General features: G+C 59.7%; 19 protein-coding genes and 1 tRNA gene. 6 read left to right on the top strand and 14 right to left on the bottom strand.

Annotated elements, in window-relative coordinates; translation table 11 throughout:
* Positions 1-6: 6 nt before the first annotated feature.
* From AACY31_RS09280 to AACY31_RS09260, 5 genes are all read left to right on the top strand, one after another.
* A complete protein-coding gene (locus tag AACY31_RS09280; RefSeq protein ID WP_339492028.1) occupies positions 7-909 on the top strand; it encodes a copper resistance protein B in 903 nt (300 codons plus the stop codon).
* A 52-nt stretch (positions 910-961) separates the two neighbouring features.
* The gene (gene copC / locus AACY31_RS09275; RefSeq protein WP_339475508.1) at positions 962-1,348 is read left to right on the top strand and encodes a copper homeostasis periplasmic binding protein CopC; all 387 of its coding nucleotides are present in this window, start codon (positions 962-964) and stop codon (positions 1,346-1,348) included.
* Positions 1,349-1,352: 4 nt separating this feature from the next.
* Positions 1,353-2,264: a copper homeostasis membrane protein CopD gene (copD, locus tag AACY31_RS09270; protein WP_339475509.1), complete on the top strand. Its 912-nt coding sequence runs from the start codon at positions 1,353-1,355 to the stop codon at positions 2,262-2,264.
* A gap of 182 nt (positions 2,265-2,446) precedes the next feature.
* Positions 2,447-3,634 carry a cyanate transporter gene (locus tag AACY31_RS09265; RefSeq protein WP_339475511.1) on the top strand — a complete coding sequence of 396 codons (1,188 nt, stop codon included), beginning with the start codon at positions 2,447-2,449 and terminating at the stop codon, positions 3,632-3,634.
* Positions 3,635-3,763: 129 nt separating this feature from the next.
* Entirely contained in the window at positions 3,764-4,675 is a 912-nt protein-coding gene (locus AACY31_RS09260) for a DMT family transporter (protein ID WP_339504361.1), read from the top strand.
* Positions 4,676-4,681: 6 nt separating this feature from the next.
* Here the strand turns inward: AACY31_RS09260 and AACY31_RS09255 are convergent, their stop codons facing one another.
* The 6 genes from AACY31_RS09255 to AACY31_RS09230 are packed head-to-tail and all read right to left on the bottom strand — an operon-like array spanning position 4,682 to position 11,586.
* Entirely contained in the window at positions 4,682-6,097 is a 1,416-nt protein-coding gene (locus AACY31_RS09255) for an amidase (protein WP_339475717.1), read from the bottom strand.
* Positions 6,098-6,099: 2 nt separating this feature from the next.
* Positions 6,100-7,440 (bottom strand): aspartate aminotransferase family protein, encoded by a 1,341-nt coding sequence (locus tag AACY31_RS09250; protein ID WP_339475513.1) that lies wholly within the window; start codon positions 7,438-7,440, stop codon positions 6,100-6,102.
* Positions 7,418-8,542 (bottom strand): aminotransferase class III-fold pyridoxal phosphate-dependent enzyme, encoded by a 1,125-nt coding sequence (locus AACY31_RS09245; RefSeq protein ID WP_339504359.1) that lies wholly within the window; start codon positions 8,540-8,542, stop codon positions 7,418-7,420. The genes AACY31_RS09250 and AACY31_RS09245 overlap by 23 nt, the downstream gene beginning before the upstream one ends.
* Before the next feature lie 8 nt (positions 8,543-8,550).
* Positions 8,551-9,432 carry a TauD/TfdA family dioxygenase gene (locus AACY31_RS09240; RefSeq protein WP_339475515.1) on the bottom strand — a complete coding sequence of 294 codons (882 nt, stop codon included), beginning with the start codon at positions 9,430-9,432 and terminating at the stop codon, positions 8,551-8,553.
* The gene (locus tag AACY31_RS09235; protein WP_339504358.1) at positions 9,407-10,972 is read right to left on the bottom strand and encodes an AMP-binding protein; all 1,566 of its coding nucleotides are present in this window, start codon (positions 10,970-10,972) and stop codon (positions 9,407-9,409) included. The genes AACY31_RS09240 and AACY31_RS09235 overlap by 26 nt, the downstream gene beginning before the upstream one ends.
* Positions 10,969-11,586, bottom strand: coding sequence for a thermostable hemolysin (locus tag AACY31_RS09230; RefSeq protein WP_339475519.1), 618 nt, complete (start codon positions 11,584-11,586; stop codon positions 10,969-10,971). Before AACY31_RS09230 ends, AACY31_RS09235 begins: the two co-directional genes overlap by 4 nt.
* Before the next feature lie 169 nt (positions 11,587-11,755).
* Here AACY31_RS09230 and AACY31_RS09225 point away from each other — a divergent pair, with 169 nt between their 5' ends.
* On the top strand, positions 11,756-12,691 hold the full coding sequence (locus AACY31_RS09225; RefSeq protein ID WP_339475521.1) for a LysR family transcriptional regulator: 936 nt from the start codon (positions 11,756-11,758) through the stop codon (positions 12,689-12,691).
* A 117-nt stretch (positions 12,692-12,808) separates the two neighbouring features.
* Here the strand turns inward: AACY31_RS09225 and AACY31_RS09220 are convergent.
* From AACY31_RS09220 to tolR, 8 genes are all read right to left on the bottom strand, one after another.
* Positions 12,809-12,884 (bottom strand) — tRNA-Lys (locus AACY31_RS09220).
* Between the two features lie 63 nt (positions 12,885-12,947).
* Positions 12,948-13,622 carry a 7-cyano-7-deazaguanine synthase QueC gene (gene queC / locus AACY31_RS09215; RefSeq protein ID WP_339475718.1) on the bottom strand — a complete coding sequence of 225 codons (675 nt, stop codon included), beginning with the start codon at positions 13,620-13,622 and terminating at the stop codon, positions 12,948-12,950.
* A 19-nt stretch (positions 13,623-13,641) separates the two neighbouring features.
* Positions 13,642-14,289 (bottom strand): 7-carboxy-7-deazaguanine synthase QueE, encoded by a 648-nt coding sequence (gene queE, locus AACY31_RS09210; protein WP_339475523.1) that lies wholly within the window; start codon positions 14,287-14,289, stop codon positions 13,642-13,644.
* A 165-nt stretch (positions 14,290-14,454) separates the two neighbouring features.
* Positions 14,455-15,273, bottom strand: coding sequence for a tol-pal system protein YbgF (ybgF, locus tag AACY31_RS09205; RefSeq protein WP_339475524.1), 819 nt, complete (start codon positions 15,271-15,273; stop codon positions 14,455-14,457).
* A gap of 6 nt (positions 15,274-15,279) precedes the next feature.
* Positions 15,280-15,777 (bottom strand): peptidoglycan-associated lipoprotein Pal, encoded by a 498-nt coding sequence (gene pal, locus AACY31_RS09200; protein ID WP_003205029.1) that lies wholly within the window; start codon positions 15,775-15,777, stop codon positions 15,280-15,282.
* A 52-nt stretch (positions 15,778-15,829) separates the two neighbouring features.
* On the bottom strand, positions 15,830-17,131 hold the full coding sequence (gene tolB, locus AACY31_RS09195; RefSeq protein WP_445261530.1) for a Tol-Pal system beta propeller repeat protein TolB: 1,302 nt from the start codon (positions 17,129-17,131) through the stop codon (positions 15,830-15,832).
* Entirely contained in the window at positions 17,128-18,207 is a 1,080-nt protein-coding gene (gene tolA, locus AACY31_RS09190; protein WP_339475527.1) for a cell envelope integrity protein TolA, read from the bottom strand. The genes tolB and tolA overlap by 4 nt, the downstream gene beginning before the upstream one ends.
* On the bottom strand, positions 18,207-18,659 hold the full coding sequence (gene tolR, locus AACY31_RS09185; RefSeq protein WP_161798348.1) for a protein TolR: 453 nt from the start codon (positions 18,657-18,659) through the stop codon (positions 18,207-18,209). Before tolR ends, tolA begins: the two co-directional genes overlap by 1 nt.
* Positions 18,660-18,665: the final 6 nt, after the last annotated feature.

Genomic DNA, 18,665 nt, shown 5'->3' with positions numbered 1-18,665 from the left:
CCGACCATGACCACTGTTTTTCAATACCCCATGGCACTCATTGCCGGCCTGACCCTCGGTGCCACCCCCTCGGCCTGGGCGGCGGGCAACGACATGCAAGGCATGGATCACAACCAGATGCCCGGGATGGACCATAGCCAGATGCAAGGCATGGATTCGATGCAGGGCATGGAAACCATGCAATCAGCGCCGACCAGCAGCCGCACGCCGATCCCGGAACTGACCGCCGCCGACCGCGCCGCCGTCTACGAGGATCGTGGCGGACACGCGGTGCATGACAGCGCCATCAATTCGTTTTTCCTCATCGACCAGTTGGAGTGGCAGGACGCCGATGACGGCAGCGCCCTGAGCTGGGACGCCTCCGGCTGGATCGGTGGCGACATCGACCGTTTGTGGCTGCGCTCCGAAGGTGAACGCCTCAACGGCAAGACCGAAGAGGCGGAACTTCAAGCCCTATGGGGCCACGCCATCAGTCCTTGGTGGGACGTGGTGGCCGGCGTACGCCAGGACTTCAAGCCGGGCGACCCGCAAACCTGGGCCACCTTCGGCGTGCAAGGCATGGCGCTGTACAACTTCGAAGCCGAAGCCACTGCGTTCATCGGCGAAGGTGGCCAGAGCGCAGCGCGCCTGGAAGGTGACTACGATATCTTGCTGACCAATCGGTTGGTCCTGCAGCCCACCGCCGAGGTCAACTTCTATGGCAAGAACGATCCCACCCGTGGTGTCGGCTCAGGGTTGTCAGACACCGAACTCGGCGTGCGACTGCGTTATGAAATACGCCGCGAATTCGCGCCCTACATTGGCGTCACCTGGAACCGCGTCTACGGCAACACCGCCGATTACGCCCGACAAGAAGGCGAAGACCGCAGCGAAGCGCGCCTGGTGCTGGGCCTGCGCATGTGGTTCTGAGCCGCTGACCTGCCTCACTAAAAACCAAGAACCAAGTTGTAGGAGTCCTTGCATGTCATTCATCAAAACCGCTGTTGTTGCTGTCGCCTTGTCCACCGGCCTGTTGGTCAGTGCCTTGGCCCAGGCTCACCCGAAACTGCTGTCCTCTAGCCCTGCCGAAGGCGCAGACGGCGCGGCACCGGCAAAAATCGAGCTGCATTTTTCCGAAATCCTGATGACCAAGTTCTCCGGCGCCAAGCTGACGATGACCGAGATGCCCGGCATGGCGGCGCATTCGCCCATGCCCATGCCAGCCAAGGTCTCCGGCAGCGATGACCCGAAAACCATGGTCATTATCCCGAACGCCCCCCTCTCCGCCGGTACCTATCAGGTCCAGTGGCGTGCGGTGTCGTCCGACACTCATCCGATCACCGGCAACGTCACGTTCAAGGTGAAGTGAGTTGATGAGCGACTTGATCAACATTGCGCTGCGTTTTGCCCTGTACCTGGATTTGATGTTGCTGTTCGGTCTGGCCGCGTTTGGCCTTTATAGCCTGCGAGGCCAGGAGCGGGCCTCAGGGGTGCAGTTGCCTTTCGTGCCGCTGCTGCTGATCTCGGCGCTGCTGGGCGGGTTGCTCTCTCTGGCCGCCATGGCCTGCATGGCCTGGGCCATGAGCGGCGTTTCGGAGTGGAGCGAGCTGTGGCCGCACATAGAAATGCTGGTAGTGCAGACCGATGTCGGCCTGACGTGGACGCTGCGCATGGCCGCGCTGTTGCTGGCCGGTTTCGCCGTGACGCTCAATCAGCGTTGGCCGACCGCCAGCCTAAGCCTGGTCACACTGGGCGGGGCCGTGGCGCTGGCGACGCTGGCCTGGGCAGGCCACGGCGCCATGGACGAAGGCTCCCGTCGTAACTGGCACTTCATCACCGACTTCCTGCACCTGTGGGCGGCGGGTGGCTGGGTCGGGGCATTGGCCGCGTTTGCCCTGCTGCTTCGCCAGGCCGAACCTCAGTTGGCGATACTGGTCCGGACATTGACCGGGTTTGAAACCGCCGGGGCGATGATCGTGGTGCTGATCAGCGTGACGGGGGTGGTCAATTATCTGTTCATCGTCGGCCCGAGCGTCGCGCAATTGCTCGACAGCACCTACGGCCAGTTGCTGGCGCTCAAGCTCGTCTTGTTCGCGGCCATGCTGGTGTTCGCCGCGTTGAACCGTTTTCATCTGAGTCCACTCCTGGAAAATGCCCGGCAGAGCGGCGAGCACGGGGTCGCGGTGAATGCCCTGCGGCGCAGCATAGTCCTGGAGTTCTCTGTGGCGGTGATCATCCTGGGGGGGGTGGCTTGGCTGGGGACCTTGAGCCCTGGAATGGAGTAGTCGGGGGCACGCTGGCCCCCTTATAACGCCCAACTGAATCCGTAGCGAGGGAACTGGCTCCCACGCCAAAAAGATCAACCGGGCTCGGCATTTAATTATTCAATAAGCACCGCCAGTTTTCAGTTTGCCCAAAACACCGTACCGACGCATAAATGATGCTTTGTTTTAGCCAAGGCTCTGTTATGGAAAACGTTCGAACCTCAAGCACCCATGCCGTCTGGTTAATGGTCAGCATCGTGTTGGTGGCGCTGAACCTGCGGCCCTCGATGGCCGCCGTCGGACCGCTGTTATCCGCCATTCGCGGCGAGATCCCCCTGAGTTTCAGCACCGCCTCGCTGCTGACCATGTTGCCGGTCATGGCGATGGGCTTGGCGATGTTCCTGGGCATGCGCATCGCCCTGCGCATCGGGGAGCACCGCACCATCGTGCTGTCGCTGTTGATCATTGGTATTGCCACCGCATCGCGCTTGTACCTGGACAGCGCCGCCGAGCTGATCATCAGCGCGGTGTTGGCCGGGCTCGGCATTGCGCTCATCCAGGCGGTGATGCCGGCGCTGATCAAGTCGCGCTACGCCGACAACGTCTCACTGTTCATGGGCCTGTATGTCACGTCGATCATGGGCGGGGCGGCGATTGCCGCGTCGTTTTCGCCGTTTGTCCTGTCGCAGACCGGCAGCTGGCGCATCGGCCTGGCCATCTGGGCACTGCTAGCGTTGGTCGCCCTGGGTTGCTGGTACGCCCAGCGCGCAGCCGTGACACCGCTGCCTGAAACCCCTGTCCAGCAGCAAGAGTCATTCTTCAGCAATTCCCGAGCTTGGTTACTGGCGATTTTCTTCGGCCTGGGCACCGCCTCCTACACCTGTGTATTGGCCTGGCTGGCCCCGTACTACGTGGAGAAGGGTTGGAGTGAACAACACGCGGGCCTGCTGTTGGGGTTCCTCACGGCCATGGAAGTGCTGTCCGGCCTCGTCACCCCGGCGATTGCCAACCGCAGCCAGGACAAGCGCGTGGTGCTCGCCGTGTTACTGGTCCTGATCATAAGCGGCTTCTGTGGCCTGATCCTCAGTCCGGAACGCTTCAGCCTGTTGTGGCCTTGCCTGTTGGGTCTGGGCATCGGCGGCCTGTTTCCAATGAGTTTGATCGTGTCCCTCGACCACTTGGACAACCCACGACGGGCCGGCGGCCTGACCGCGTTCGTGCAAGGCATCGGCTACCTGATCGCTGGGCTCTCGCCATTGATTGCCGGGATGATTCGCGATCAGTTGGGCAGCTTCGAATGGGCCTGGTGGTCGCTCACGGCCGTCATGGCGCTGATGCTCCTGATGGTCCTGCGCTTCAATCCCAAGCAATACGCGCGGCACATCAGTTAGTCGACGAAGACCAGCCACTCGTGCCCGGGGCTGCATTGGATGCAGCCCCGGTTTTGACAATTCACCCATGACGGCAGACCGTTTTGTCCATCATGACGTTCCGATCCGCAATACAGGAATAAGACCTTGATGAAAAACGTCGGCTTTGCTGCCGCTCACTGGGGCATGCTTATTTGGGCGATGCTGATCGCCTCGTCATTCTTTGCCGCGGCCCAGGTTAGCAAGACGATCGACCCGATCTTGCTCACAGGCCTGCGGCTGCTGTTTTCCGCACTGATGTTCCTGCCGCTACTGCTCCTGAAAAATACCTCGCCCATTTCCGTCAGGGGCCTGCTGGCCCATGCCGTGCTCGGCCTGCTGTTGGCAACTTATTTTGGTTCGTTGTTCGAAGCGCTGCGCTATACCTCAGCGGTCAACACCGCGACGTTGTACACGCTGGTGCCCTTGATGACCTTGTTTTTCGAGGTATTCCTGCTGCCCAGTCCCAGCCTCAAGACCCGCCTGCTCCCCATGTTGGTGGCGGCAGCCGGTGCAGTGTTGCTGACACTCAAGGGCTCGGCCCCGGGACAGATGCCGGCGCTCTATCCGGTGCTGGTGTTCGGTGCCGGTTGCCTGGCGATGGCGTTGTATTCGCCGCTGAGTCAACGCTTCAAGGCGACCGCGTTGCGAGGCCGCGATCCGGTGGCGATGACGTTCTGGAACATGCTGTTCGGTTCGCTGTTTTTGCTGGTGTTCTGCCTGGTCAGCGGTGGGTGGCGCAGCGGCCTGCAACTGTCAACGCTGGACATCGGCTGGCTGGTGTACCTGGCCTTGTTCGGGACCCTCGCCACGTTCTGGCTGCTGCACCGGGCCATCGGGGTGATCTCGCCCTCCACGGTGATTTCCTACGTCTACCTCAACACGTTGTTCGTCACCCTATTGAATTGGTTCTGGCTCAGGCAGCAACCGATGATGATCGAGATCATCGGCGCCGCGCTGGTGGGGGGCGGCATGCTGGCACTGGTGGTCAGCAGCCGTAACGCCAGAACCGTTACGGCTTGAGCCCCCTCAGTACGTCGATGCCGGGCGAGGCGAAACCGGGCTCCAACGCTCCAGCTCCCGTTCAAGGAAAGCCGCTACCGCCAACAACCGTTCCTCTTGCCAGTGAGGCCCGACAATCTGAATGCCGATGGGCATCCCGGTGGACGGGTCGACGCCGGCGCGGATTACCACCGCGGGTGAGCCGCTGAGACTGAACGGGAACACGAAGGCATACTGATCGCGGTCCTCCAGGGACTCCCCGTGGTGGAACGCGACATCCGGAAAGACCGGACAGATAAACAAATCGTGCTGTTTGAAGAACTTCGCCAACTGATAGCGGAAGGTATCGATCATGATCCAGTCGCGCTTGACTTCATCCACACTCAATTCCACGGCTTCACTCATGTCCAGCAACTGAGCGATAGCCGGGGTAAAGCTGCGTTTGTTCATGGATTCGAACAAACGCCGCCAGCCACGTCCGGCATCGGCGCCCGTGATGAACACCCGCCACAGCACATCGCAGGCTTCGTCGAGCATCGGCGGCGCGACCTCGCTCACCTGCGACACCACAGGGCTCAGGCACCGTTCGACCTGCTGCAGCACATGGTTCACCGCAGCGCTGACAGGGGTTCGGTTCGACGCCGAAAACAGCGCGATACGCAGGTCGGCCAGGGGCTCGCTGGCGGCGAACGGCACATCGACGGTGTCCGGATCATGGCCGTCGGCACCACTGATCAGCGGACCGAGCAGCGCCAGGTCATCGACATAGCGCCCCATCACGCCAAAAGCCGAGGTCATATGAAACAGTCCGGAACGGTCATTGGGAAACTGGCCGGTCAGCGGCACCCGTCCCTGGGTCAGTTTCAGGCCGCAGATACCATTGAAGTGCGCCGGAATCCGCACACTGCCGCAGGCATCGGACGCCAGCCCCGCTGGCGAGCACCCGGCGGCGATGGCGGCCGCCTCCCCACCACTGCTGCCTCCCGCCGAGCGGAGCGGATCGTGGGGGTTGAGGGTGCGCCCGTAGATCAGGTTCTCGGTCTCAAAGGCCATGCACAGCTCCGGCACATTGCTGATGCCCAGAATGATCGCGCCGGCTTGCCGAAGTCGGGCGACAGTCGTCGCGTCCTCCTGGCTGACACCACCCATCAGCTCCTCCACGCCGCGGGACATTTTGAATCCGCGAACATGGAGGACGTCCTTGATCGTGATGGGAATGCCATGCAGCGGACCGCTGATCTGACCGATGCGCGCCATCTCGTCAGCCTCACGGGCCTGGCGCCGCAGTTCCTCGACCGGCGTCAGTTGGATCAATGCATTGATCTGCTGGTTACGCTCGGCGATGCGCTGCAGGTAGAACTCCAGCAACGTCACGCTGGTCAGCACGCCCCGGCGCAACAGACCGGCCATTTCCCGCAAAGTCAGCGTGTCGGGGTTGAACATACTCACGATGCCTCCTTGCTGCGCAACCACTTGTTGGGCAACTGATACATATTGCGCACTACCAGGGAAAACGCCTTCACCGCCAGCGCCGGACGCTGGTTGATGGCTTCCAGGGCCTCCTCGATCATCGCCAGGACATGACGCAACGCTTCGGGTTCGATATTCAACGGCGGATAGAAGCGCAGCACCGGACGCTCGGCCTTTTCATTCATCGAATGCCCGGCATGCACACCGCGCTTGCCCAGTTCCATGCTCATCAAGGCTTCATAGACCGAGCCACGCAGGCGCAGGCCCGTCATCAAGCCGACACCCGGCACATCCTCGACAATGTGCGGATAACGCAAGGCCAGCCGTTGCAGGCCGTGGCGCAACACGCCGCCGTTGACCCGGGATAACTCCACCAGGTTGTTTTGCTCGATGTAATCGATGGCCGCGAGTGCCGAAGCGCAGGCGACCGGATGTCCGCCGTTGGTTCGCGTATCCGGCTCGATATCGCCGAGGGGGTACTGGGTGGCCAGGCGCTGGCTGTACATGGCGCAGGCAAACGAGGTGTAGCCGCCGGTCAAGCCCTTGGAGAGGATCATGATGTCGGGCACCACGTCATCGTATTGCACGGCGAACCATTTGCCGCAGCGACCGAAACCCGTCTGGATTTCATCGGCCACCAACAGGGTGCCGGTGGCGTCGCACAGGGCCCGGATATTGGCCATGTAGCCCACTGGCGGCACCTGCAAATGTGCCCCGCCCAGAATCGGCTCGACGTACACCGCACACACACCCTCGCCCACGGCTTTTTGCAACGCGGCGAAATCACCGTAGGGCACGCAGGTCACGTCAGGGGGGGCGATACCATAGCTAGCATGGTTCTGCTGCTGACCCAGGATGCTCATCGCCGCCAGGGTCTTGCCGTGGTAGGAGCCGCTCATCACCACGATGCCACGCCGTTGGGGCTGGATCTGCAGCACATAGCGCAGGCTCTGCTCGACGGCCTCGGCCCCCGAGACCATGAATTGCACATCGCCCCACTCCCCCGGCACCAACTGGCAAAGCCGCTCGGACAAGGTGTCCTGCAGCGGGTGGCGCCGGCCTTCCGGCACCCAGGCCATTTTATTCAGTTGCGCCTGCACCCGCTCACGCACCATTGGATTGCGATGCCCAACGATAAACACCCCGTAGCTGCACGCGCAGTCGATGAAACGCTTGCCGGTGTGGTCGGTGACGTGGATGCCATCAGCCTGCTGCTCGACAGTGGTCTTGCCAAGGCGATACAACTTGGCCGCCGACGCGCTCCAGTGGCGCTGGCAGTCATCCAGCAGTTGTTCATGCGGCCTGAGTAAGGACATGGCTTAACGTCTCCTTGATGATGAGTGCGGCACGTTGGATCTGCTCGGGGCGTGCGGTGATCGGGCAGCGCAAAATCACTTCGCGGCCACGGGGCGTACTGACATAGACACCCTGCTGGTAAAGCGCCTCGCACAGCACGGCCGGTTGCAGATCATCGGCCAGCGGCAAGCTGACCCAGGCGCCGACAGCCACAGCCCCTAATGACGCGAGAGCTTGTGCCAGGAACTGGCCGTTTTCCTGACAGTGCCGGGGCGAGTCGTGGGCTTGCACGTAATCCAGCACGGCCAGGGCCGCCACGCAGGCCATTGGATTACCGGCGGTGGTGCTGCCGTGTTTGGCCGGACTGCTGCGCCCATAGACCTGCCAGGCCATGTGTTCGCTGCAGGTATAGGTACCGATGGGAATTGCACTGCCACCCAGGGGCCCGCCGAGCACAACGATGTCGGGAGTCGGGCGATACCGCTGGAAGCCGAACAGCGAACCCAGGCTACCGAGGCAGCTGTGGGTATCGACCGCGATGACGGGCGCCGAGGCTTTTGCCGCGCGAGCATGCAATTGCTCGATCAAATCAGCATCGATCAACTGCAGCCGGCCGTTTGCATCCGTGCGGGTGTTGCTGTGGCAGACCGCGAAGCAATCGCTCCAATCCACCGCGTCCAGGTCCGCCAGGTGACGGATCGCCACCCGCTTGAATCCCAGGAAGGCCTGGACACCCAGGTCTCCTTGCGCGGCGTTGAGGCAGCGCCCGTACGTCAGCGAGCCGTAGTCGCCGCCCTGGATGAACACGATGGTGTTGCCCTTGGGCTTGAGCCCTTTGCACAACTTCAAGGCGCCCTCAAAAGCCTCGTCGCCGGAGCTGCATACATAAGAGCTGGCCAGCGGTGCGGGCAACAGCTCGGCCAGGCGTCGGCACAAGGCAATCAGCGGCTCGGACATCAACACCCGATTGGACAGGCCCATGGTCTGCGCCTGACGGTTGACCGCCTCGATCACGGGCGGCACCTGGAAGCCAAACCCGCCAGTCAGGTCAATGATCTGCCGACCCTCACCGTCAAGGTAGGTCTCGTACTGTCCGCCGATAATCTGTTTATTGTTTTTCATGGACTCTCTCAGCGATAGCTCAAGGCGTTGAAAATGCGCCGACGCTCGTCGACGATGGTTTCCCGACCGTGCATGACCCGACGGTTATCGATCATCACCATGTCGTGGTCACGCCAGCCAACCGGGCAGGTGTAATCGGCGGAGACTTTGGCGATTTCGGCCAGGAATCGGGAAGGAATCGACTGCCCGTCCACCGTATCGATAACGGGTGCCTCGTAGTTGAAGGAAGGCCCCAGAATGCTGTTGGCAAAGGCCGGACGCCGGCTGAAGGGGGACGTCAGGATCGCCGACGTGCTGAAGGCGTAATGGATCGAGTCATCGGCCGGGTTGAAGGAAATCAGGGTTTGCGGGTCGTCACCGATGATCTTCAACAGATCCTCGATCGCGACGGCCGCCGGATCCGATAACGTTGACGAGTAATGACACACCAGTCGGCGCCATTTTTCCCCCGCCACGGTGCGACTGTAGCGAATCGGGTTTTCTTCAAAGAACGTGCGACAGTCCGAGGACAGTTTCTCCAGCACCCGTTCGCCGTCACACAGGGTGGTTTGCGAGCCCTTGCGCGGTGCTTCCTGGCAATAGAACCAGGTCATGTCCGGCCAGAACGGCGAGTTGCCATTTTCGCAATGCAGGCCGACCGCCTGGCGCCCGGCATCCACCAATTGCGCTGCGCCACCGACCATGACCCGGGCTGGGTCAAGGCTCAACCGCGAACTGTTTTGCTTCACGTACGCACTGAAATCCTCGGCGCTATGAATACAGTTGCGAAACAGTACGACACCGTAATGTCCCAGCAGCTCATACAACTCAGCCTTGCCCAGGCTGGCGAAGTGGCGCGACTCAATGATGGAGACGTCCGGATTCTCAAAGTGAAAAGCAGGTGTGCTCATTGGATGCATTCCTTTGCTGCGTGGAAAAAACAGTGGCGATATCGGCGCGTTTCGGCCGCCCTGTGACGGTGTAGAGCTGCTCGATCAACGGATCGTCCTGGGTCAACAACCAGAGTCGGTTCGGTCGCTCGATGTCGGAGAAACGCCCCGCCGACCAGGCGAGCAGTTCATCGCGCACCGGCGTCGACTCGACGCACAGCAATGCCACCAGACCGTGCTGCTCATCGAAAAACACCGCTGCATCGCTTACGCCGGGGTACTTGCGATACTCCAGCTCAACCTGCTCGGGGCTGACGTTTCGGCCATTGGGCAGGCAGATCACGTTCTTCTTGCGCCCGTGCACATAAAGGTAGCCATCGGCATCCAACGCGCCCAGGTCACCGGTGTCCATCCAGCCGTCGTCCAACATGGAACAGGCACTGGGGTCCGTGCCCGAGTAGCCGCTGAACAGCGAGCTGCTCTTGACCTCGATGGTCTGGTCAGCGCCGATGCGCACCTGGACATGGGGCAACGGCTTGCCAACACTGCCAAGACGTTGCTGTTCGAAGGTGTTCACGCTAACGACCGATGCGTTCTCCGAAAGGCCGTAGCCCTGATACACGTCGATGCCTTGCTCAGTCAGACCGCGCAGGGCATCGATACTCACCGCCGCACCGCCGCAGGTGATGTGCGCGCCCGATGCCAGATAGCGCGCCAGGCGCTCGCCCGGCTCACCGCCTTCGTTCACCTGCTCCAGGAAACGATTGACCATGACCGGAGGAACCGTCAGGGCCGTTGGCTGGACGTGCAGGATCCAGTCGACCAGGCGTTGCGGTGAAGCGCCCGGCTCGCCGAGCAACGGTTCGTCCGGTGGCAGGAAATGCACGGTCCCGCCCGCCAACAGCGGCAGGTATGCGGCGGTGACTTGCTCAAGCAGCAGGCTCAGGGGCACCAGCGACAGGTAACGTCGATGCGCATTGACCGGCATGCTCTGGCGCAGCGAGGCGAGCACCGTGCCGACGGCCTGGTTGCTCAGACGCACACCCTTTGGACGGCTGGTAGTGCCCGAGGTATGAATGATCTTGCAGATCCAGTCACCCTCACCGTCCGGCATCTGCAGCAAAGGTTGTTCGATCACCGGCTCGTTGAGGCGGCGCAGGCGACTGTCGGCAAAATTCAACTTCCAGCGCTGCTCCAGCGTTCGCTGCCCTGCCGCATCTACCAGAAATCCATCGCAACGGGATGCCAGATGTTCGGCCTGGGATTGGCTGAACGCCAGTGGCAGCGGCAGCGCGGTGATCCCGGCGAACAGACAGGCCAAGTCGGCGACCAGCCAGTCGCTGCTGTTGCGCGTGGCGATGCCCAACACCACATGATCGCCATAGGCCGGCTCAGGGAAACGTCGCTGCAGTTCGGCTGCCAGGTTAAGGGCTCGGTGCTCCAGTTCGCCGTAGCTCAGCGTCACCGACTCCTTGCCTGACGCCAACCAGTCCACCGCACAGACCGCCTGGCGATTGTCCTGCAACGCCCGTTGTAGCTGAGTGACAAACCCGCCGCTCATGGCTGCGCCCTCGCCAGATCGTCACCGGCCAATTGAGTGAATGAGGTATTGAGCGTCATGGCGGCGAAGCGTGAACGTTGTGGGTCGACGCGGATGAACCCCGTGACGGGCAACTTGGCGTAATAGCTCCCCCAGCTCTTGCCACCGTCGTCGGCCAGGCGCGTAGGGTCTGCGGTCAGCAGGGGCTCGAAATCGATCTGGCAACTCTCCATCATTTGCCGTACACGAGGCGTCACGGTGCACAACAGGTAATGCCCGCCCATGCACCAGGCCAACAACGGAATCATATTGACCAGAATCATTCCGGCCGTCAGGTGATGGGAGATCAGGTTGCCGATTTCGACAATATTCGAGCGCTCAATCGTTTTTTCGAAACGCTGGGACAATATCTTGTCGATAGATTGCGCCAGGTATTGCTCGGAAAAAAGTATCCGGTGATCCGCAAAGGTAATACCTGCGCAGGCAAGAATACGATCAGCCGGATCCTGAGTAACCGCAAAGTACTGCGGATTCGGTTCAACTGAGGCCGAATAAGAACTGCGAAATTTATCCCTTACAACTTGTGTGGCTTGCACCCATAACGGTGTTTGAGTTTCTGCGATACGTATTTGCATATCGTCCTCCTCCGTCCTTGTGTGAGTTTTCTATAAAAGCGAGGCGAGCATATTTAGGAAATCTCCTACAGGCCATTTAAAAAATAAAATGCTTCCGCTAATATATAAATAAACGTCCTTGTCATAAAAGTCGGGGATGCTACCAACGGGATGCGTCAAGAAGGACCTTATGCTTAATAGTAATGCGCTTAGAAAGCTGGATATCCAAGACCTGATGGTGTTTGTCGCGGTGTACGAGCAGAGCAGCGTCACCGAGGTGTCCGAAGCCCTTTGTGTCAGCCAGTCAACCGTAAGCTATTGCCTGAAGAAGCTGCGTACGAGCTTCGAAGATGAACTTTATGTTAATACCCGTAGTGGCATGCTGCCTACAAGCAAAGCCACTTCCATGTACCCTCATCTGGTTAATATCCTTAAAACAATAAACACATGTCATTCTGGCATCCCGGCATTCGACCCGACCCAGAAAGAGATAACCTTCAATGTCTACGCCCCCGAATACTTTGAACTCCTTGTCGTACCTAAACTCGTCAAACGTTTTATTGGCAGCCGCTTTCCGGTCATCATTAATATCACTAAATTTTACAGGGACATTCCAACCGACGAGTTGATGGACGGTCGTTTCGACCTGGTTATTTGTTTCGGTCCGAACTTCCATCGAGGCGGCAAGGGATTGCGCTCGCAAGTACTACTGGAAGATGAACTGGTGTGCGTGGTCGATAAGCACTTCACATTGCCAGAAGAGGCGTTCAACCTGGAAGCGTTTGTCGCCTGCCAGCATGTTTTTCCGACACCCTGGACATCCGACACCAACATGATCGATGGATGGCTCGCCCGGCAAGGCTATCACCGACAGATCGTCGCTCGAGCCAACAGCTACGTCGCGGCATTGAACATGATCACCGATACCGACTTCATCCTGACGCTGCCTCGACGCATTCAGGCGCTGACCTGCGACGAGGACACATTCAGCCATCGTCGACCACCGGCAGGTCTGCCGAATTTCACGCTGGACATGATGTGGAGCGAAAAAACGAGCCAGGACAGCGCCAATAGCTGGTTTCGCGAACAGATCATCAAAGTATGTGCCGAGGACGGCCTGCTTTAATCCGCCGAAAACCGCTCGAATCGTCGAGCGGTTCAGGCTTCGACTTTTCATCAGGCAAAAAAAAATCCGGAAATCCTCACTTTCGTGGGCCTTCCAGACTTTTAAAACTGCAAAAAATGGTGGGTCGTGTGGGATTCGAACCTACGACCAATTGGTTAAAAGCCAACTGCTCTACCAACTGAGCTAACGACCCGCTGTGTGGTGGCGCGTATAATACTGATTTCTAAGGACTATTCAACACTTAATTTGAAATAAATCAAAAATAACGGGTTGGATCGCTCACGCCCGCCGCCGCAAAGCCTTCTGCACGCAGGCGGCAGCTGTCGCATTTGCCACACGCACGGCCCTGATCGTCGGCCTGATAGCAGGAAACAGTGAGCCCGTAGTCCACGCCAAGCTTCACACCCGCCTTGACGATGTCAGCCTTGCTGAGGTTCTGCAACGGCGCCTGGATGCGGAAACCCTGCCCTTCCACGCCGGCCTTGGTCGCCAGGTTGGCCATGCGCTCGAAGGCTTCGACGAACTCCGGGCGGCAATCCGGGTAGCCGGAATAATCCACGGCATTGACGCCGATAAAAATGTCACGGGCGCCCAGCACTTCAGCCCAGCCCAATGCCAAGGACAGGAACACCGTGTTACGCGCCGGCACATACGTCACCGGAATACCTTCGCTAGGCGCCTCGGGTACGTCGATGGAGCTGTCGGTCAAGGCCGAGCCTCCAATGCCATTGAGGTTCAAGCCGATCACTTTGTGCTCCACCGCGCCCAGGTCCCGGGCCACTCGCTCAGCGGCGTGCAGTTCTGCGCGGTGACGCTGGCCATAATCGAAACTCATGGTGTAGCAGCGGTAGCCCTCGGCATGGGCCATGGCCACGACCGTGGCCGAATCCAGACCACCGGACAACAGGATGACCGCACGTTTTTCTGCAATGTTCGAATGTTCAGTCATATCAACGCCCTGGCTCGTCGTTCCAAAGATATTTATGCAGTTGCAGTTGCAGGCGCACCGGCAGATTGTCCGCCACCACCCAATCCGCCAGCTCGCGGGCGCTCAAATCGTGATGACTTGGCGACAACAGCACTTCGCCGGCTCGCAGGTCAAGGCCGTATTGAATCAGCTTGGACACGGCCCAGTCATAGTCTTCCCGCGAACAGATGACGAACTTGACCTGATCGTTGGGCGTCAGCAGTTGAATGTTCTCATAACGGTTGCGATGCGCTTCCTTGGAGCCTGGGGTCTTCAGGTCCACGACGCGACTGACACGCAGGTCGACGGCCGAGATGTCCAGGGCGCCACTGGTTTCCAGCGAAACCTCATAACCGGCATCACACAACTGCTTGAGCAAGGGGATGGCGCTGGGTTGCGCCAATGGCTCGCCGCCCGTGACGCAGACATAACGCGGACGATAACTGGCCACTTGTTCCAGGATATCGTCGAGGGTTCGCAAGGTGCCGCCGCTGAAAGCATAGGCACTGTCGCAGTATTGGCAACGCAATGGGCAGCCAGTGAGGCGCACAAAAACCGTGGGCAGCCCAGCCGTTCGCGTTTCACCCTGCAACGAGTAAAAAACTTCGGTGATTCTCAATGTGTCTTGCATAGTCGCCACGGGCGTAACAGCTAAACAGGCTGTCCGCCTCCGTCAGGCACTTCAAGGAACCCCGCCAGCGCGCAGATCCCAAAAAGCGTGTTTCATAAAAGGGCGTGAATTCTAACGAAAAAACCCGCGACAGGCGCGGGTTTCTTCGAAACAGGTCAAGCCGACCTACATGCGTTGCAGATCACGCTGGGCCAATTGAGCAGCGGATGTGCCCGGATATTGGGCCACCACCTGCTGCAGAATACCCTTCACCTTGTCGGTATGACCGAGGCGGCGCTCCACGTCTGCCAGCTTGTACAGCGAATCCGGCACCTTGGCGTGCTTGGGATACAGTTGCGAAACCTTGGCGAATGCCTGGCCGGCACCTTGCAGATCGCCCTTGGCCAGGTTCACTTCACCCAACCAGTATTGGGCATTGCCCGCGTACTGACTGTTTGGGTATTTGCGCAGGAACGCGGCAAAGGCCTGGCTGGCCTTGTCGAAATCCTTGGCCTTGATCAGGTCGAAGGCAGCATCGTAGTAGAGCTTTTCCTTCGCCGGATCAGCCGGCTCGCCACTGGCGGCAGGTGCTGAAGCGCCTGCAGCCGCACCGGGGGCGTTCAAATCGCCACCGGCAGGAGAATTCTCAGGAGTCGCGGCAGGTGCAACGCCGGATCCTATGCGCCGATCAAGATCCTGGTATCGCTCCAGGCTTTCCTGCTTCATGCGCGATACTTCATTTTGCAGAACTTCAATCGCACCTTGTTGGCGTGATAGCTGATCCTGCATTTGCTGGAGCTGGTTGAACAGCTCGCCCTGTGCCGAGACAGGGGTCGAAACCCCTCCCCCGGCATAGGCGCCGTTCGTACCGTAGCCTGCAGGCGGATAACTGCTCCCGCTATTGTTATAGCCAGTATCGTTATCAACCACAGGAACCGCAGCCCACACCGCAAGCGGCGCGAGACTGAGAGCCAGAACAGTTACAGCACGACGGCACGTTCGCATGACGAATTACTTACGCAGTTCGACGCGACGGTTTTGAGCCCAGGACTGCTCGTCGTTGCCGGTAGCAACTGGACGCTCTTCGCCGTAGGAAACCAGTTCCAGCTGAGCTGGGGAAACACCTTGCAGTACCAGGTAGCGTTGAACGGCTTTCGCACGACGCTCGCCCAGTGCCATGTTGTACTCACGAGTACCACGTTCGTCGGTGTTGCCTTCCAGAACAACACGAGCGCCGTTCGACTTCAGGTCTTTGGCGTGAACGTCCAGAGCGCGCATGGCTTCTGGCTTCAGGTCCGAGCTGTCGTATTCGAAGTAGAAGGTGGTGATTGCGCGCAGAGCAGCTTCTTCGCTCAGGGAGCCGTCAACTGCACCAGTGTTAGCGCCGTAACCAGCGTTTGGATCAACAGCGCCTTCACCGGCATTGTCGCCGCCTTTGGACGAGCAACCTACAGCTACAGCCATGGCCAGAGCCAGCGCAGCAAATTTACCAAACTTCAGCATTTCCATCGTGAAACTCCTAATGAACCCCAGTGTGTTAAGTAAAACGTATAGCGCCGCGTCAGTTCAGGTAAGGGGACCAGGACGGTTCTCTGACTTCGCCTTGAGCGGTAGGAAGCGGGAGCCTTACGCGTCCATTAATGGACACGAGCATCAAGACTCCCCGGCCCTGCTGGCGGGTGGCGTAGATTACCATGGTGCCGTTGGGCGCAACAGTGGGTGACTCGTCCAGAGTGCTATCAGTGAGGATTTTTACGCTACCGCGTTGCAAATCCTGGGCCGCCACCTTGAAATTGGTGAAACCATCCTGGCGATGGATCATCACCAGGGTCTTTTCGTCCGCCGACAGCTTAGGGTTGGCGTTGTAGTTACCGACGAACGTCACGCGTTCGGCACCGCCACCACCGGCACTGGTCTTGTAGATCTGTGGCTTGCCGCCACGGTCAGAGGTGAAGTAGATGGTCGAGCCATCCTTGCCCCAGAACGGCTCAGTGTTGATGCCCGGGCCCTTGGTGACGCGAGAGATCGAACGCGAAGCCAGGTTCATCACGTAGATGTCCGGATTACCGTCCTTGGACAGCACAAACGCCAGGCGCGATCCGTCCGGCGACCAGGCTGGCGCGCCGTTCAGGCCTTCGAAGTTGGTGATCTGCTCACGACGACCGGTGTCGATGTGCTGCACGAAAATGCGTGGACGCTTCTGCTCGAACGAGACATAGGCGATGCGCTTGCCATCGGGGGCGAAGCGCGGCGACAGGATCGGCTCGCGCGATTGCAGCAAGGTCACCGCACGCGCGCCGTCATAGTCGGAGCGCTGCAGGGTGTAGCGGGTGTTGTTCTGAGAGAAGCGTTCGGCCGTCACATAGAGCATGCGCGTAGAGAACGCGCCCTTGATGCCGGTGAGCTTCTCGAACGACTGGTCAGCGATGTAGTGCGCCATGTCGCGCAACTGATCGACACTGCCCGACACGCTGCCGGTCAGCACTTGCTGTTCGGTGGCGACGTTGAACAGGGTGTACTGCACCTGCAGGCGACCGCCGGCCGGCACGATGCTGCCGACCATGAGGTACTGGGCGCCCAGGGCTTTCCAGTCGCGGTAGATGATTTCGCTGGCCTGGGTCGGCAGGCTGATCATGTTCTGCTTCGGAATCGGCGCGTAGTAACCCGAGTTGCGCAGGTCGTTGCCGATGACTTCCGCCATGTCGTCCGGCAGGACGCTACCGCCCTGCCAGCCGAACGGTACGACGGCGATCGGGGTCGCCCGGTCGCTGCCGCTGGTGACCAGGATGTTCTTTTCCTCTGCTACCGCTATCCCTGCCAAGCAGCAGATAACGACCAGCATTGATCGAAGAAGGTTTCTCACAAGGCTAGATCCTCAGGTGTGAATGTCATCTTGAATGAACGATAGGGAGCAAAGTCGCTCGGCTTCATTCCTTGCATTTCCGTCAATCGCCCAATGTTCTTGACCGCTGCGACCGCCGAAGCGTCGAACGGGCCGTCACCACTGGACTTGGCGACGTTGACCGAGGTAACCGTACCGTCGGGCAACATGCCGATCTGCAATACTACCGTCATGCCTTTGCGCGCCGAAGGTGGACGAGCCCAGCCTTCTGCCGCTCGGGCGCGAATCAAATCATCGTAGCTGCCGGCGACTTCATCGCCCTGCTCATCGGCCAAGGCCTGCTGGCGCTGCGGCGTGTCGGAAAGCAAATCTGCCAAGGCCTGGGCCTTTTTGTCTTCGGCGGATTTACGCGCTGCGTCCTGGGCCTTTTTCTTGGCGGCGTCGGCGGCGGCTTTCTTCTTCGCGTCTTCGGCGACTTTCTTTTTCGCCTCTGCAGCTTCAGCTTTCTTCTTGGCGTCTTGGGCCGCTTTCTTCTTCGCGTCCTCGACGATCTTTTTCTTCGCTGCTTCAGCGGCCGCTTTCTTGGCCTCTTCTTCAGCGGCTTTCTTGGCTTCTTCTTCGGCCTTCTTCTTGGCTATATCAGCCAATTGTTTCTCTTCTACCTTTTTGGCCTCGGCGGCTTTCTTCGCTTCGTCGGCCTTCCTGGCTTCATCAACCTTTTTCGCTTCGTCGGCCTTCTTCGCCTCATCGGCCTTCTTGGCTTGCTCGGCCTTTTGAGCCGCTTCCTCTTTCTTTTGTTCCGCGGCCTTTATCGCTTCCTGCTCGACCTTCTTCTGCTCCATCTGCTCGACTTCGGTCTGGCGCGCAGCAGATTTCTTCGCCTCACCGGCGAGCTTCTGGTTGGTCTGGGTGGTCGCCTGGCTTTTCGACTTGAGCTGGTACAACGTCGCCTGCACGATCGGCTTGGCCGGCGGCAGCTCCGGAGTCATGGCAAAACTGACGAACAGCATGCCGAACACCAGCACATGCAGGCCGATTGCCATGACACTGGGCCAGAAGTAGCTTTCCGAGGCGGACGGCTCTCGCTGTTGCTGCATCAGGGGGCCTCGGTGATCAAGCCAACATTACCGACCCCGGCTTTCTGCAGACCGCCCATGGCGCCCATCACAGCACCGTAGTCGACGGTCTTGTCGCCGCGAATGAAGACCTGGGTACGCTTGCCGGCATCGTTGCCGACACGAATGATCTTGGTCACCGCGTCGGTCATCTGCGGCAAGGTCATGGCCCGGTCCTGCTGCTTCTCGGTATCGACTTCGCTGCCAAGGTTCCAGTAGTAGGTCTTGTCAGCCTTGATCGAAATGGTCAGTACCTGGGTGTTGTTGTCCTGCGGCAAGGCTTCGCTGGAAACCTTGGGCAGATCGACCTTCACGCCCTGATTGAGCATCGGCGCGGTCACCATGAAGATGACCAGCAGTACCAACATCACGTCGATGTAGGGCACCACGTTCATCTCGGCAACCGGCTTGCGCTTTTTTCGGGCTCGAGCGATTAAAGC

The organism is Pseudomonas sp. RL_105y_Pfl2_101 (assembly GCF_963970585.1).
Classification (GTDB): domain Bacteria; phylum Pseudomonadota; class Gammaproteobacteria; order Pseudomonadales; family Pseudomonadaceae; genus Aquipseudomonas.
Note: the sequence above shows the minus strand (reverse complement) of the source record. Positions and strands in the feature narration are given on the sequence as shown.